The sequence below is a fragment of the Brevundimonas sp. UBA7664 genome (assembly GCF_002483305.1).
Classification (GTDB): domain Bacteria; phylum Pseudomonadota; class Alphaproteobacteria; order Caulobacterales; family Caulobacteraceae; genus Brevundimonas.
This window is the reverse complement of the sequence record NZ_DLHQ01000014.1, coordinates 47,661-62,768: the sequence shown is the minus strand read 5'-3', so window position 1 is coordinate 62,768 and position 15,108 is coordinate 47,661. Positions and strand designations below refer to the sequence as shown.

Annotated in this window: 16 protein-coding genes and 2 riboswitches; of the genes, 8 read left to right on the top strand and 8 right to left on the bottom strand. The window is 68.5% G+C overall.

Translation table 11 applies throughout. The features are described 5' to 3' along the window. Positions 1-627: 627 nt before the first annotated feature. The 5 genes from B2742_RS02500 to B2742_RS02480 all read left to right on the top strand — a co-directional run bounded on the left by B2742_RS02500 (position 628) and on the right by B2742_RS02480 (position 3,298). Complete coding sequence (locus B2742_RS02500) at positions 628-990, top strand: AtpZ/AtpI family protein (RefSeq protein ID WP_292062580.1); 363 nt, start codon at positions 628-630, stop codon at positions 988-990. Positions 991-997: 7 nt separating this feature from the next. Beyond that, positions 998-1,789 carry a F0F1 ATP synthase subunit A gene (locus tag B2742_RS02495; protein ID WP_292062578.1) on the top strand — a complete coding sequence of 264 codons (792 nt, stop codon included), beginning with the start codon at positions 998-1,000 and terminating at the stop codon, positions 1,787-1,789. A 48-nt stretch (positions 1,790-1,837) separates the two neighbouring features. Continuing rightward, entirely contained in the window at positions 1,838-2,104 is a 267-nt protein-coding gene (locus tag B2742_RS02490; protein ID WP_055829911.1) for a F0F1 ATP synthase subunit C, read from the top strand. Positions 2,105-2,198: 94 nt separating this feature from the next. Further along, complete coding sequence (locus tag B2742_RS02485; RefSeq protein WP_292062564.1) at positions 2,199-2,786, top strand: hypothetical protein; 588 nt, start codon at positions 2,199-2,201, stop codon at positions 2,784-2,786. Further along, positions 2,786-3,298 carry a F0F1 ATP synthase subunit B gene (locus B2742_RS02480; RefSeq protein WP_292062563.1) on the top strand — a complete coding sequence of 171 codons (513 nt, stop codon included), beginning with the start codon at positions 2,786-2,788 and terminating at the stop codon, positions 3,296-3,298. Before B2742_RS02485 ends, B2742_RS02480 begins: the two co-directional genes overlap by 1 nt. Positions 3,299-3,352: 54 nt before the next feature. Here the strand turns inward: B2742_RS02480 and B2742_RS02475 are convergent, their stop codons facing one another. Continuing rightward, a complete protein-coding gene (locus B2742_RS02475; RefSeq protein ID WP_349681111.1) occupies positions 3,353-3,835 on the bottom strand; it encodes a DUF6789 family protein in 483 nt (160 codons plus the stop codon). A gap of 159 nt (positions 3,836-3,994) precedes the next feature. Here B2742_RS02475 and B2742_RS02470 point away from each other — a divergent pair, with 159 nt between their 5' ends. After that, positions 3,995-4,696, top strand: coding sequence for an FkbM family methyltransferase (locus B2742_RS02470; protein ID WP_292062557.1), 702 nt, complete (start codon positions 3,995-3,997; stop codon positions 4,694-4,696). Positions 4,697-4,704: 8 nt separating this feature from the next. On the opposite strand, the gene gcvPB is transcribed toward B2742_RS02470, so the two are convergent. The 7 genes from gcvPB to B2742_RS02435 all read right to left on the bottom strand — a co-directional run bounded on the left by gcvPB (position 4,705) and on the right by B2742_RS02435 (position 12,953). Continuing rightward, positions 4,705-6,276, bottom strand: coding sequence for an aminomethyl-transferring glycine dehydrogenase subunit GcvPB (gcvPB, locus tag B2742_RS02465; RefSeq protein ID WP_292062555.1), 1,572 nt, complete (start codon positions 6,274-6,276; stop codon positions 4,705-4,707). Positions 6,277-6,288: 12 nt separating this feature from the next. Beyond that, positions 6,289-7,632, bottom strand: coding sequence for an aminomethyl-transferring glycine dehydrogenase subunit GcvPA (gcvPA, locus tag B2742_RS02460; protein WP_292062551.1), 1,344 nt, complete (start codon positions 7,630-7,632; stop codon positions 6,289-6,291). Between the two features lie 30 nt (positions 7,633-7,662). After that, positions 7,663-8,025 carry a glycine cleavage system protein GcvH gene (gene gcvH / locus B2742_RS02455; protein WP_292062548.1) on the bottom strand — a complete coding sequence of 121 codons (363 nt, stop codon included), beginning with the start codon at positions 8,023-8,025 and terminating at the stop codon, positions 7,663-7,665. 11 nt (positions 8,026-8,036) lie between these two features. After that, positions 8,037-9,152, bottom strand: coding sequence for a glycine cleavage system aminomethyltransferase GcvT (gene gcvT / locus B2742_RS02450; protein ID WP_292062546.1), 1,116 nt, complete (start codon positions 9,150-9,152; stop codon positions 8,037-8,039). A gap of 54 nt (positions 9,153-9,206) precedes the next feature. Continuing rightward, positions 9,207-9,293, bottom strand: a riboswitch (glycine riboswitch). A 4-nt stretch (positions 9,294-9,297) separates the two neighbouring features. Next, positions 9,298-9,395: riboswitch (glycine riboswitch) on the bottom strand. 29 nt (positions 9,396-9,424) lie between these two features. Next, positions 9,425-10,438 (bottom strand): adenosine deaminase, encoded by a 1,014-nt coding sequence (locus B2742_RS02445; protein WP_292062543.1) that lies wholly within the window; start codon positions 10,436-10,438, stop codon positions 9,425-9,427. A gap of 32 nt (positions 10,439-10,470) precedes the next feature. Further along, on the bottom strand, positions 10,471-12,273 hold the full coding sequence (gene argS / locus B2742_RS02440; protein WP_292062540.1) for an arginine--tRNA ligase: 1,803 nt from the start codon (positions 12,271-12,273) through the stop codon (positions 10,471-10,473). After that, positions 12,273-12,953, bottom strand: coding sequence for a Tat pathway signal sequence domain protein (locus tag B2742_RS02435; RefSeq protein ID WP_292062539.1), 681 nt, complete (start codon positions 12,951-12,953; stop codon positions 12,273-12,275). Before B2742_RS02435 ends, argS begins: the two co-directional genes overlap by 1 nt. Before the next feature lie 158 nt (positions 12,954-13,111). On the opposite strand from B2742_RS02435, the gene ispH reads away from it, so the two are divergent. After that, positions 13,112-14,083 carry a 4-hydroxy-3-methylbut-2-enyl diphosphate reductase gene (gene ispH / locus B2742_RS02430; protein WP_292062536.1) on the top strand — a complete coding sequence of 324 codons (972 nt, stop codon included), beginning with the start codon at positions 13,112-13,114 and terminating at the stop codon, positions 14,081-14,083. Positions 14,084-14,155: 72 nt separating this feature from the next. Then, positions 14,156-15,079 (top strand): DUF4232 domain-containing protein, encoded by a 924-nt coding sequence (locus tag B2742_RS02425; protein ID WP_292062533.1) that lies wholly within the window; start codon positions 14,156-14,158, stop codon positions 15,077-15,079. The last annotated feature ends 29 nt before the right edge of the window (positions 15,080-15,108 follow it).

Below are 15,108 nucleotides of genomic sequence, written 5' to 3'. Positions count from 1 at the left end.
GGGAACAACCCCCGTCCGGTCCAGGAGACGGTCGTCGCCGTCCCTGCCCGCGGCGCGCGGACCGGGTCACCTGCCAACAACAGGCGACGGCCCCGGCGCGTCGAAAACCCGCCGCGCGGAGCGTCTGTCTTTCGCCGAAACGGTATTCCTATCTACTCATCCGGGCGAAGGTCCGGGCGCTCCGCCATGCCTCCCATAACCGCCCTGGAAACAGCGCGGCGCCGACGCCTGCGCCCTTCCTCGATCCCACACGGAGACCCCATGCCCAAGGCTCGCCAACCCCGACCCGACCGCGGCCCGGACCTGCCGCCCGCGCAGCGCGCCGCCATGATCGCCGAGTTGATGAGCCGGCTCCGCCAGCTCCGCCGGGTTTTCATCAAAAGAAGTGGCACGCGCGACAGTACCGGCGCGCCCGCGGCCTGCCCTCGATCAACCTGCCGCTCGTGTGGACGAACGAACACAACGTCACACCCCGGCACGGACGCAATAATCCCTTGAGATATCAAAAGACTAATGAGTCGGGCGATCGCCTTGACCAAACCGGGTCGCCCCTATAGGTTCCGCGCCGAATTCAGACCCTCCTCGACGCCCGTCTTTCGACGTCAGCGGAGAGGCGCTGAGGCCCCTATGTCCCTGCCACCGGAATCGCGCGAAGAGGCGATCGCTCGTCTCAACGAAAGCGCATCCGATCTGGAGGCGCGCACCGCCCGCCAGATCTCTCACGAGGCCGCTGGTCAGGCGGCGGCGGGACAGGCTTGGAAGATTCTCGCCGATCTGTTCGGCGGCGTCTTCGTCGGTCTGGCGATCGGCTTCGGGATCGACCGGTTCGCCGGGACGACGCCCTGGGGAATAATCGGCGGCGTCCTTCTGGGCTTCGCCGTCTCGGTGTGGATGGCGTGGCGCACGGCGCAACGCCTGATGGCCGAAGCGAAACAGCATGGGGAGCCTCAGTCGGTTCCCTTCGACGACGACGAAGACCAGGGAGTCTGATCGCCCGATGGCCGATCCGCTACACCAGTTCCAGGTTACCCCCCTGCCGGGTCTCGACTTCGGCGAAGTGACTCTGCCGCTCGTCGGCACGGTCCATCTGGCCTTCACCAATTCGCACCTGGCGATGACCCTCGCCTTCCTGCTGGTGGTCGGCTTCTTCCAGCTGGTCACCTCGGGCGCCAAGGTCGTTCCGGGCCGCGGCCAGGCCGTGGGCGAGACCCTGTTCGGCATGATCGACGGCATCTCCGAATCGATCATCGGCCATGACGGCCGGAAATATTTCCCGTTCGTCTTCACCGTCTTCACCTTCATCCTGGCGATGAACATGCTGGGCATGTTCCTCAGCTTCACCGCCACGTCGCAGCTGGCCGTGACCGCCACCTTCGGCGTCATCACCTTCCTGCTGGTGGTGATCATCGGCATCAAAAAGAACGGCCTGAAATTCCTCGGCCTGTTCTGGCCCACCGGCGCGCCGCTGGTGATGCGCCCGATCGTCGGCCTGATCGAATTCTTCTCCTTCCTGCTGCGCCCCCTGACGCTCACCCTTCGTCTGTTCGGCAACATGATGGGCGGCCACGTCGCCCTGAAGGTCTTCGCCGGCTTCGTCGTGTCGCTGGGGGCCATGGCCGCCGCGGGCGGCTGGGGCTACCTCGGCCTGCCGGGCGCCGCGCTTTCGCTCAGCCTGGTCACCGCCCTGACCGCGCTGGAGTTCCTCGTGGCCTTCCTCCAGGCCTTCGTCTTCGCCGTGCTGACCTGCGTCTACCTGAACGACGTGGTCAACCTCAGCGACCATCACTAACCCACCCGCTTTTTCTCCAACCAACCAACTCTCACAGGACTGAACACCATGGTTGATCCGCAAATCGCCGCCGCCAACGCCGCCGCCATCGTCTCGGCCGGCAACGCCATCGGCGCCGGCCTGGCCATGACCGGCATGATCGGCGCCGGCATCGGCGTCGGCAACATCTTCGGCAACTTCCTGTCGGGCGCCCTGCGCAACCCGTCGGCCGCCGGCTCGCAAATCGGCAACCTGTTCGTCGGCGCGGCCCTGGCCGAAGCCCTGGGCATCCTGTCGTTCGTCATCGGCATCCTGCTCTGGACGTCGGCGAGCTGATTTCGTCCTTCTGATCGAGGGGGCGGCCCGGTTCCGGCCGGGTCGCCGCCTCGCTTCTGACTGACGTATCGACCGCTCCAAACCCAGGCGACAGATGACCGATTCCGCTCAACCCGCAGTGACTCACGACGCGCCCCATTCGGTCGCCGTCGCGGACACGCACGCCTCGACCGAAGCCACGCATGGCGAAGGCGGGGGCGGCCTGCCGCAGTTCGAGTTCCAGCACTGGTTCGGTCAGATCGTTTATCTGATCGTCCTGTTCGCCCTGCTCTACTGGCTGATGGCCAAGGTCTTCGTGCCGCGTCTGCGCGGCGTCATCGACCAGCGCGCCGCCACCATCGCCGACGCCGTCTCGGCCGCCCGTCAGGTCCAGGCCGAGGCCGCCGGCCAGGCTGAGGCCGCCAAGGCCGAGGTCGAGGCCGCCCGCGCCTCGTCCCGCTCGATGGCCGCCGCCGCCAAGGCTCGCGTCACCGAGACCGCCAACGCCCGCGCCGCCGAGGAAGAAGCCGTCGTCAACGCCCGCATCGCCGAGGCCGAGACCGCCATCGGCAAGACCCGCGACGCCGCCATGACCAATGTCGGCGCCATCGCCTCCGATACGGCCGCCGCCATCGTCGAACGCCTGACCGGCAAGGCGCCGACCGCCGCTGAAGCTTCTGCCGCCGTGAAGGGCGCCGCCTGATGGAATTCTTCAACCCGCATCTTTACAGCCTGTCGAACCCGGAGCTCTGGGTCGCCGTCGGCCTGCTGCTGTTCTTCGGCGTCTGCGTCGCCGTGGGCGTGCCGAAGCTGGTCGGCGGGGCGCTCGACGCCAAGGCCGCCAAGATCCAGTCCGAGCTCGACGAGGCCGCCCGTCTGCGCGCCGAGGCCGAGGCCCTGCTGGCCCAGATCCGCACCGAAAAGGCCGAGGCCGAGGCCCAGGCCGCCGAAATGCTTGCCGCCGCCGAAGCCGACGCCCGCCTGATGGAAGTCGAGGCCAAGGCCAAGCTGGAAGAGACCCTCGCCCGCCGTCAGGCCCTGGCCGAGCGTCGCATCGCCCAGGCCGAGGTTCAGGCCGTGGCCGAGGTCAAGACCGCCGCCGCCGACCTCGCCGCCCGCGCCGCGGAGCAGATCCTCGCCGCCCGTCTGGCCGGCCAGAAGTCCGACCCGCTGCTCGACGCCGCCATCGCCCAGATCGGCGCGCGGCTGAACTAGGTCAGGCCGCGTCGGGTCGACAGGGCGGAGCCCTGTGACCGCGGCCCAACAAAGTCAGTGGGCCGTGGCTCCGGCGGGCGCATGCGCCCGTTTGCCTCGCTCCACCAGCCGCCCGTAGACGCTGCCCAGCACGACGCCATAGACGGCGTGGGTGGCGATCATCCAGGCCAGGGTACCGAAACCCGCCTGCATGAAGAAGATGCCCACCGGCCGACCGCCCAGGACGCCGACCAGCGGCGCCACGGTGAGGCCCATCACGACGAACGCTCCGACCGCGAAGAGAATCCCCTTCGATTCGGGCGTGTCGGTCGGCAGTCGCGGGCAGAGCACGCCGAAGAGCGGACCCAGTATCAGGGTGCCGACGACGAAGTGGGCGATCCACCCGACGACCATCAGATCGGGTGTCTGCAGCATGACGGACAGCAATCGCGGAAAACTGGCCGTCCATGGCCCGAAATAAAGGTTGGCGGCTTCGAGCACCGACACCGCGACCGTTGCGGCCAGACCGGCGATCATGCCTTTTTGTACGCGTGACATCATGACCGCAGCGCCTCCCAACGCTTGTTGTGGCTCAGACTACGCAAATGTGAGCATACGCCTGCTGAAGCGGCCGGCGATCACATTGCCGTGCGCGGCCGCCGTCCACCGACCGACGACGCGGATGGCGGGGAACAACCGGGGCTGTATAGTCCGCCGATGAAAGCGCGTTTCCTCTGGCGGGCCCACCGGGCCCGCCTGCTCGACCAGGCGGCCGAACTGGCCCTGATCCGTCGACACACCAAGCCGGGCGACCTGGCCTGCGACGTTGGCGCCAACAAGGGCAGCTACCTCTACTGGATGGCCCGCTGGGCGGAGCGCGTCGTCGCCTTCGAGCCGCAGCCGGGACTGGCCGCCTACCTTGAGACCCTCGCCGCGACCCTGCCGCTGCGCAATGTCACGATCGAACAGAAGGGCGTGTCGGACCATTCCGGCGTGCTCGAACTGTACATGCCCTCGGTCAATTCGCCCGAGGCCAGTCTGGTCCCGATCGCCGGCGCGCAAACGGTGCAGGTGCCCGTCGTGGCCCTCGACGACTATTTCGCTCCGTCAGACCGGCTGGGCGTACTGAAGGTCGATGTCGAGGGCGCGGAACTGGACGTCTTCCGCGGCGCCGACCGCATCCTCCGCCAGGACCGGCCGGTCCTGCTGTTCGAATGCGAGCAACGGCACCTGCGGACCGGCTCGGTGTTCGACTGCTTCCGCCACCTTGAGGCGCGCGGCTACACGGGCCGGTTCATCCAGGCAAAGACGCTCAGGCCGGTGTCCGAGTTCGACCTGGCGATCCACCAGAACCAGACCGGCGAGCGCTTCTGGCGCGCCCCGGACTACAGCAACAACTTCCTGTTCGAACCCGTCTGACCCGACGCCTATTCGGCGGCGATATTCGACCCTTCCGGCGCCGTCCAGCGCAGCACCGGCGAGCGGGCGGCGCGGGTCTCGTCCAGACGCTTCATCGGTGCATGGAAGGGGGCGCCCTTGAACCGGTCGACGTCGCCGGCCTTGGCCGCTTCCGCCAGCGCCCGCATGGCGTGGATGAAGCGATCCAGCTCCTGCTTGGACTCCGTCTCGGTCGGCTCGATCAGCATGGCGCCGTGGACGACCAGGGGGAAATACATGGTCATCGGGTGGAAGCCCTCGTCGATCATCGCCTTGGCGAAGTCGAGCGTGGTCACCTCCGTGCCCTTCAGCCATTCATCGTCGAACAGGGCCTCGTGCATGCACGGCCCGTCCGGGAAGGCGGCGCTCATCAGGTCCGAAAGTCGGGCCTTGATATAGTTCGCGTTCAGCACCGCATCCTCGGCGACCTGGCGCAGGCCGTCGGAGCCGTGGCTCATCATGTAGCTGAGCGCGCGGGTGTACATGCCCATCTGGCCCTGGAAGGCGCACAGCCGGCCGAAGGCCTGGGCCGCCTCGTCTTCCTCGCGCTCGATCAGGCGATAGCCGTCGGCGTCATGCACGACCCACGGGGCCGGCGCGAACGGCGCCAGCGCCTCCGACAGCACCACCGGACCCGCGCCCGGCCCGCCGCCGCCGTGCGGCGTCGAGAAGGTCTTGTGCAGGTTGATGTGCATCGCATCGACGCCCAGATCGCCCGGACGGACCCGGCCGACGATGGCGTTGAAGTTGGCCCCGTCGCAGTAGAAATAGGCGCCGGCCTCATGGGTCAGGCGGCTGATCTCGAGGATATCGCGCTCGAACAGGCCGCAGGTGTTCGGATTGGTCACCATGATGGCGGCGACGTCGTCGCCCAGCTTGGAGGCCAGATCGGCCACATCGACGCGGCCGTCGTCGGTCTGGGCCACTTCCACCACCGTATAGCCGACGAAGGCGGCGGTGGCCGGATTGGTCCCGTGGGCCGAGGTCGGCACCAGCACCTTGCGGCGCTGCTCATGCTGGCCCGAGGCCTCGTGGGCGGCGCGGATGGCCATCAGGCCGCACAGCTCGCCATGGGCGCCGGCCTTGGGCGACAGGGCCACGGCGGGCATGCCGGTCAGGGTCTTGAGCCAGTGCGCCAGCGTATCCATCAGCTCCAGCGCGCCCTGCACGGTGGACGTCGGCTGCAGCGGGTGGATGTCGGAGAAGCCGGGCAGGCGGGCCATCTTCTCGTTGAGGCGCGGGTTGTGCTTCATCGTGCACGAGCCCAGCGGATAGATGGCCAGGTCGATGGCGTGGTTCTTCTGCGACAGGCGCACATAGTGGCGCATCGTCTCGGGCTCGGAGAGACCCGGCAGGCCGATCGGATCCTTGCGGACCAGATCACCCAGATCAGAACCGTCCGCTTTCGGCTCGGGCAGGTCGACGCCGGTCTTGCCCCAGCCGTCGCTCTCGAAGATCAGATGCTCGTCCTGCAGCAGGCCCCGGGCGCCGGTCAGGGTGGCGGGCTTGCTCTCGACGCGGTTCGGGCTGGTCGGGCGGCCGACGGTGTTCATCGTGCTCATGGTCCCGGCTCCTTACGCGCAGACCTTGGCGAGCGCGCTCGCCAGGATTTTGATGTCGCCGTCCATGGTCATCTCGGTCGCCGCGACCAGCAGGACATCGTCCATGCCGGCGTCGGGGGCGAGGCGGCTGTAGGGCACGCCGGCCAGAATGCGGTGCTGGGCCAGTTGCTCGACCACCTCGGCGGCCGGCTTCGGCAGCTTCACCGCGAACTCGTTGAAGAAGCGCGGGGTCAGGACCTCGACGCCCGGGATCGCCGCCAGCGCGTCGCGGGTCGCCAGCGCCTTCTCGTGATTTAGCAGGGCCATCTTGCGCAGCCCGGTCTCGCCCAACAGGCTCATGTGGATGGTGAAGGCCAGGGTGCAGAGGCCCGAGTTGGTGCAGATGTTCGACGTCGCCTTGTCGCGGCGGATGTGCTGCTCGCGGGTCGACAGGGTCAGGACGAAGCCACGCTTGCCATCGGCATCCACCGTCTCGCCGGTCAGGCGACCCGGCATCTGGCGGACCAGTTTTTCGCGGCAGGCGAACAGGCCGACGTACGGGCCGCCGAAATTCAGCGCATTGCCGATCGACTGGCCTTCGGCGGCGACGATGTCGGCCCCCATTTCGCCCGGCGATTTCAGCAGGCCCATCGACACGGCCTCCGTGACCACGACGATCAGCAGGGCGCCGGCGGCGTGGGCCGCTTCGGCGATCTTCGTCACATCGGTGGCCGTGCCGAAGACGTTCGGGGTCTGGACGACGACGCAGGCGGTGTCCGGTCCGATCTGCGCGATGACGTCCGCCTCGGCGTCGACGGCGGCGGTCAGGACCTGGGTCTCGACGCCGACCGCGTGGACCACGGTCTCGGTCGCCCGGACATAGTGGGGATGCACCCCGCCCGAGATTACCGCCTTGTTGCGGCGGGTCACGCGGGTCGCCATCAGCACGCCCTCGGCCATGGCGGTCGAACCGTCATACAGGCTGGCGTTGGCCACCGGCATGCCGGTCAGGTTCGCGACCTGGGTCTGGAATTCGTACAGATACTGCAGCGTGCCCTGGGCGATTTCCGGCTGGTACGGCGTGTAGCTGGTCAGGAACTCCGAGCGCTGGATCACGTGGTCCACCGTCGCCGGCACATGGTGCTTGTAGGCGCCGGCGCCGCAGAAGAAGGGCACGGAGCCCGCCGAGGCGTTCTTCGCCGCCATGGCCCCCAGCGCCCGCTCGACTTCCAGTTCGCCCGCCACGCGCGGCAGGTCGACGAAGCCGTCGCGGCGCGCCGCTTCGGGCACGTCCACGAACAGGTCATCGATGGATTTGGCCCCGATCGCCGCCAGCATGGCGGAGCGGTCGTCGGGCGTCAGCGGCAGGTAGCGCATGGCGGGGAGATCCGTGCGGGAGGGAAGGGCTTAGAGAGAGGTGAGGAAGGCGTCGTAGGCGGCGCGGTCCATCAGGCCGCCGGTCGAGGCGTCGGAGACCCGGATCTTCGCGAACCAGCCCTCGCCTTCGGGATCGGCGTTGACGGTTTCGGGGGCGGTGGCGAGGGCGGCGTTGCCCTCGATGACTTCGCCCGAGACCGGGGCGTAGACGTCCGAAGCCGCCTTGACGCTCTCGACGACGGCGAAACTGTCGCCCTTCGAGACGGTCTTGCCGGCTTCCGGCGTCTCGACGAACACCACGTCGCCCAGGGCGTCAGCGGCGTGCTTGGAAATTCCGACGGTGGCGATGTCGCCGTCGAAGCGAACCCACTCGTGATCCTTGGAAAAATGCATCGGTCCGATCCTCAGGCTTTCGGTTTGCGATAGTAGCGTTGGGCGACGAAAGGCATGGCGACGACCTCGGCGGCGGCGGGCTTGCCGCGCACGATGACCTTCAGTTCCGTGCCCAGATCGGCGAATTTCGGCGGGACATAGCCCATGGCGATGTTGCGGCCCAACGTCGGCGAGGGGCCGCCCGATGTGACGTTGCCGATCACGTTTCCGTCCATGTCGGCGATCTCGGCCCCTTCACGGGCCGGGGCGCCTTCCTTGACGCTCAGACCGACGCGGACCCGCGACGGGCCGTCGGCCAGTTCCTTGAGAATGCGGTCGGCGCCGTTGAAATCGGCGCGCTCCTTGCGCGACTTCGACAGGGCGAAGGTCAGGGCGCCCTCGACCGGGCTGGTCGTCGGGTCGATGTCGTGGCCGTGCAGCGGCAGGCCGGCTTCCAGTCGCAGGCTGTCGCGGGCGCCCAGGCCGATCGGCTTGACGCGGGCGTCCTTCAGGATGGCAGTCCAGATGCGCTCGGCGTCCGCGTTCGGCACCGAAATCTCATAGCCGTCCTCGCCGGTGTAGCCCGAGCGCGACACGAAGCAGTCGACCCCGAACAGCACCAGCCGGGCGCAGTCCATGAAGCCGAACTCGGCCAGGACCGGCTCGTGCGCCGCCATGACCTCGGCCGCTTCCGGGCCCTGAATGGCGATCAGCGCCCGGTCGGACAGGACCGTCAGCTTGGCGTCGCCGGACAGGTTGGCCTCGAGGAAAGCGAAATCGGCGTCCTTGTTGCCGGCGTTGACCACCACATAGAGGCCGTCATGGTCGGGCCGGCCCGCCATCAGGTCGTCCATGATCCCGCCTTCGGCGTTCAGCAGCAGGCTGTATTTCTGCCGCCCCGCCTTGAGGATCGCATAGTCGCCGGGCACGAAGCGCTCGAACTGGGCGACGGCGTCCTCGCCGGTGATCTTGCACTGGCCCATGTGTGAGACGTCGAACAGGCCGGCGTGTTCGCGGGTCCAGCGGTGCTCGGCCAGCACGCCCTCGTACTGGACCGGCATATCATAGCCGCCAAAGCCCACCATACGGGCGCCGAGCGCGCGGTGCGCGGCGTTGAGGGGCGTCGTCTTCAAGGTGTCGTCGGTCATGTCGGCCTTCAGAGTCGCGTACCGGGGCGGAAAGCTCCGCCGTCCTCGCGCCCCCGCTGTCCTGAAGCCTGAGAGATTCCGGCGCCTCAAGTGAAGGCGTCTTGCTCCGTCGGCGCGCCCGCAAGGAGCGACTTTCCAGCGTCCGTATGCCTTCGCGGTCCGTTTGCCTGAGCGTTTCCGGGGCGGTTGCGCCTTCGGCTCCGGACCCCTCGAAAGGGCTCCGATCTCTCCCGCGAGAGCGTCGCGACCTAGGCCCCGACTCCGGGGCGAAGTCAAGCGGAACGGGCGGCCCAAGCCTCGACTTCGGCGATCCGCGCGGCCTTGTCCGCCTCGTCCAGGAACGACCCCTCGAAACTGTTGCGCGCCAGCAGGGTGACCTGTTCGCGCGTCAGGCCGACGGCCGTCGCCAGCTGGCGGTAGTTCTCGTTCACATAGCCGCCGAAATAGGCCGGATCGTCCGAGTTCAGGGTCACGTGCAGACCGCGGCGGAGCATCTCCGGCACGGGATGATCCTTCAGGTCCTTCACGACGCAGAGCTTCAGGTTCGACAGCGGGCACACCGTCAGCGTCATCCGCGACGCCGCCAGCCGCTGGATCAGGGCCTCGTCCTCCATCGACCGGTTGCCATGGTCCATGCGGTCGATGTGCAGCAGGTCCAGCGCCTCGCGGACATAGGCCGGCGGGCCCTCCTCGCCGGCGTGGGCGCAGAGCTTCAAGCCGAGGTCCCGCGCGGCGGCGAAGACGCGCTCGAACTTGGACGGCGGGTGGCCGACCTCCGACGAGTCCAGGCCGACGCCGACGAAATGATGCAGATACGGCTTCGCCGACTCGAGGGTCGCGAAGGCCTCATCTTCGGTCAGGTGGCGCAGGAAGCTGAGGATCAGGCCTGACGTCACGCCCAGTTCGGCCTTCGCCCGGTCCATGCCGGCGATCAGCCCCTCGACCACCACGCCGAAGGGCACGCCCCGGTCGGTGTGCGTCTGCGGGTCGAAGAAGATCTCGGCGTGACGCACATTGTCGGCCGCGGCGCGCTGGAAATAGGCGAAGGCCAGGTCCTCGAAGTCCCGGCGGGTCAGCAGCACATTCGCCCCGGCATAATAGATGTCGAGGAAGTCCTGCAGGTTCGAGAAATCATAGGCGGCGCGTACCGCCTCGACGCTGTCGAACGGGATGGCCACGCCGTTGCGCTGCGCCAGTTCGAACATCAGCTCGGGCTCGAGACTGCCCTCGATATGCAGATGCAGCTCCGCCTTGGGCAGGCCGGCGATATAGGTGTCGAGCGACATGGGCGGTCTCCCTGCTGAGGCGCCAGTCTAACCTACATCCGCTCCGGCGTGTCGATGCCCAGCAGGTCCAGCGCCGTCTCCAGCTGGTCCAGCGCCGCCTTCGACAGGGTCAGGCGCGAGCCCTTCGTCGCCTCATCCGGCGCGACCAGCACAGGGCAGGCGGCGTAGAATTTCGAGAACGACTGCGCCAGACGGTAGGCGTGCTCGGCGATGACGTGCGGCATCCGTTTGTCATAGGCGTCGGTCACGGCCTGGGAGAAGGCGTCCAGCGTCAGGGCCAGATCGCGTTCGGCCGGCTCGGCGATCACGATCGGACCGGGCGCCGCGCCCTGGTCCGCGCCCTTGCGCAGCAGGGATTTGATACGGACCGCCTGGTAGAGGAGGTACGGCCCGGTCTTGCCCTCGAAGCTCATGAAGCGGTCGAGGTCGAAGATGTAGCTGGTGGTCCGGCTGTTCGAGAGGTCGGCGAATTTCAGCGCGGCGACCGCCACCTTGCGGGCGATGTCTTCGAACTCGGCATCGGGCAGATCGGCGCCCAGCTTCGCCTCCTGCAACCGCTCACGGGCCTTGTCCGTGGCCATGGTGATCAGGTCGTGCAGCTTCAGCACCCCGCCGGCGCGGGTCTTGAAGGGCTTGCCGTCAGGGCCGTTCATGGTGCCGAAGCCGAGGTGGTCCAGCGAGCCCTCTGCGGCGTAGCCGGCCAGATAAGCGGCGCGGAACACCTGTTCGAAATGCTCGGCCTGCCGTTCGTCGACGACGTACAGGATCAGGTCGGGGTCGATCGCCTTGCGACGGTCGAGGATGGTGGCCAGGTCGGTCGTACCGTACATGGCCGAGCCTTCGGACGAGATGACCAGCAATGGCGGCGGGCTCGGGGCCTCGATCACCGATCCGTCCGCCAGCTTGCGCTTGCGCGTCTCGCCGGGCCGGGCGACGTGAATCACGCGGGCGCCGTCGTCCTCGACCAGCAGGCCCGTGGCCTCAAGGTGGGCGATCATTTCCGCCATGACCGGATCCGCGTCGCTCTCGCCGTTCCACAGGTCGAAGGTGACGCCGAGGGCGCCGAACTCGCGTTCCAGCGCCGTCCGGCTGACGGCGACGAAATGGGCCCACAGTGCGCGATAGCCGGGCCGTCCGCCCTGCAGCTCCGCTGTCGCCTTGCGGGCGCGGTCGCGGAAGGCGGCGTCCTCCTTGGCCCTGGCCGCGGCGGCGGGGTAGAGCCGTTCCAGGTCCTCGAGCGTGACGGGGCTTTCGGCCGGGAAGGGACCGTCGCCCTCGGCAAGGAAGCCGTCGGCCTTGCCCTCGTCGCCGACGGCGACGATCAGCAGCCCCATCTGGAAGCCCCAGTCGCCGAAATGGGCGTCGCCCCAGACCGTGTCGCCGCGAAAGCGGAAGATGCGTTTCAGGCTCTCGCCGATGATGGACGAGCGCAGATGGCCGACGTGCATCGGCTTGGCCACGTTGGGCCCGGCGAAGTCGATGATCACCTTGCGGGGTGAAGCCACCAGCGAGGCTCCGGCGTGTTCGCCGTCGCCGGCCACCTCGGCGGCGCGCGCCGAAAGCGCCCCATCGGCCAGTTTCAGGTTGATGAAGCCTGGTCCGGCGACCTCGACGGACGACAGGCGCGGATCGCTCTTCAGCCGGTCAGCGACACGGGCCGCCAGCTCGCGCGGATTGGCCTTCAGCGCCTTGGCGGCGGCGAGCGCGCCGTTGGACTGGAAGTCCGCCAGATCGGGTCGATCGGAGGAGGTGACTTTCGCCAGGGCGGCGTCCACGCCTTCGGCGGCGAAGGCGGCTCCGACCGCTTCGCCCAGAACAGTCCTGAGGTCGGTCATTACTGCGCCGGCGGCTGGGCGGCGCCGGTTCCGGCGTTGACGCGGAATCGGCTGCCGGACCGGTTGAACTCGGCCATCGCCGGGGTGACATCGAAGCCGACCAGGATTTCGAAATTATCGCCGCTGGTCGTGGCCTCGGCGCGCGGGATGATGATCGTCTGATCCTGGGTCACCGTCGTACTGTCCCCGCCATCGAAACTGACCGGCAGGTCGAAATACTGCTTGTCCAGAACCGCGCGGTTCCGTTCGGTCACAGCGATCCAGTAGCGATAGGTCAGGCCGTCGCCTTGCGCCCGGGGACCGCGGCCCAGGTTGAACTGCACCCGGGCCTGCACGGTGATCGGGTCATCCGACTGATAGGCGCAATCCGAAACGAGACCCTCGATCTCGCCGGTGAAGCCGACGTTCGCGATCGTGATCGGGCCGGAGACGTCGGTCAGTTCGACATAACGGGCGGCGTCGTACAGCACCTTCACAAACGGGCAGGGGCCTGCCGCGGCGCTGCGGCCCAGGGGCGCGAGCCGGGGCGCGCTGCTGCGGCCGCCGTTCTCTTCCTGCTGCTCCTGCGGGCTGCGGCCGCGCTGGCCGCGGGGGTCGCTTTGGGGCGACTGGGCGGCGGCGCAGGTGGCCGAGAACATCAGGGCCACGGCGGCGGCGGAGGCGAGGGCGGCGAAACGCATTTCGACAAGATCCGGATACGGGGAAGGGGCGCGGCGCGCCGTACGCGCAACGCTTCCCGCGTGATAGCGGCTAAACGGAGGCGCGGCAAACGTCACCGACGTCATGTGCGCTGTCAGGCGCGGTGGCGGTGCGGCTCCCGAGCGCCTAGGTTCAGGCCATGATCCCCGACGCCCCTGCGCCCCCGACCCAAAAGCGCCCGCTGACCGTCCGTCTGGCCTCGTCCCGTGGCTTTTGCGCCGGCGTCGACCGTGCGATCCAGATCGTCGAGCGGGCCATCGAGAAATACGGCGCCCCCGTCTATGTGCGCCACGAGATCGTTCACAACCGCCACGTCGTCGAACGGCTCAAGGCGATGGGCGCGATCTTCGTCAAGGAACTGGACGATTGCCCCGACGACCGGCCGGTGGTGTTCTCCGCCCATGGCGTGCCCAAGTCCGTACCGGCCACCGCTCAGGCGCGGGAGATGCTCTATCTCGACGCCACCTGCCCGTTGGTGTCCAAGGTCCACGTTGAGGCGGAACGGCACCACGCCGCCGGCCGCCATATCATCCTGATCGGCCACGCGGGCCACCCCGAGGTCGTCGGCACCATGGGTCAGCTCCCGCCCGACGCCATCAGCCTGATCGAGACAGTCGCCGACGCGGAGGCCTTTCAGCGGCCCGGCGACGCGCCTCTGGCCTACGCCACCCAGACCACGTTGTCGGTCGACGATACCGCGGAAATCCTGGCCACGCTGAAGCGGCGCTTCCCCGAACTGCCCGACCCGCACAAGGAAGACATCTGCTACGCCACCACCAATCGTCAGGAGGCGGTCAAGCGACTGGGCCAAGGCTGTCAGCTGGTGCTTGTGGTCGGGTCGAAGAATTCCTCGAACTCGGTGCGTCTCGTGGAGGTGGCCTTGCGCGCCGGCGCGGCCGAAGCCCGGCTGGTGGACGATGCGTCCCAGGTCGACTGGTCCTGGCTGGAGGGCGTCTCCACCCTGGGGATCACCGCGGGGGCCTCCGCGCCCGAACGGCTGATCGAGGAGTTGGTCGCGGCGGTGCGGGCCCGCTTCGACACCGAAGTGATCGAGGATGCGGGCGAGCGGGAAACCGTGACCTTCAAACTGCCCCGGGCGCTGACGGCCTGATCCGGGCGGGGTTGCGCAAGCGGAGCCTTTGCCGTTCGCTGGCGTTGAACCTGCTCATTACGGGAAGCCACCATGCGCCGCACTCGCTCCGCCTGCACCGCCGTGTCGGTCCTCGCCCTGTTCGCCGCGGCCGCCTGCTCGCCTGAGACGGAGAACCCGCCCGCGCCGGTGACGCCATCGCCGGCGCCCGCCGGAACGACCGCGCCGCCGGTCAGCTATGCCTGCGAGAGCGGCCAGTCGGTCACCGTCGCCTATCCCGACACGGCCACGGCGCAGCTGAGCTACCGGGGCCAGAGCTACACCCTGCGCACCGTTCAATCCGCCTCGGGCGCCCGCTACGCCGGCTCGGGTCTTGAATGGTGGAGCGCCACGCGTGACGGCTCGGAGAGCGCCACCCTCAGCCGTCTCGGCCCCAATGAGGATGTCGGCGTGGCGGTGCTGGAACGGTGCAGCCGGCCGTCCTCCGGTCCGGTCGCGCCGGGACCGGTTCCGGGACAGCAGCCCGCGCCGGGCGGGGTGCTGCCCGCCTCCGCGCCTTGCCGCGGTCCGCAGCTGAAACTGTCCGCGGACGGCGGCGACGCCGGCGCCGGCAACCGGGTGTCGGTCCTCGGTGTCCAGAACGTCGGCGCCCAGGCCTGCAGCCTCACCGGCTATCCGACTGTGGTCCTTCAGGACCGCCAGGGTCGAAATCTGACCGCCATTCGGTCCGAACAGACCCTGGGCAGCTATTTCCGCCAAGGGCAGGCCCCCGCGCCGGTCGAACTGGCGCCGCAGGCCAAGGCCTTCTTCGACATCGCCTGGAATGTGGTCCCGAACGAGGGGAACGGCGAGACGGTCTGTCCCGCGGCGACGCGTGTTCGCATGACGGCGCCGGGCGACACCTCGCCGGTCTCGCTGGCCCAGACCTTCACCCCCTGTGGCGGCCGCATCCGCGTGAGCCCGTTCCGTCCGGTGGCGGAGCCGGCGCCGGTTACCGCCCCCGCCGCGACGACTTAGATCCGGGGGGTTCAAACGCGGCCGGAAAC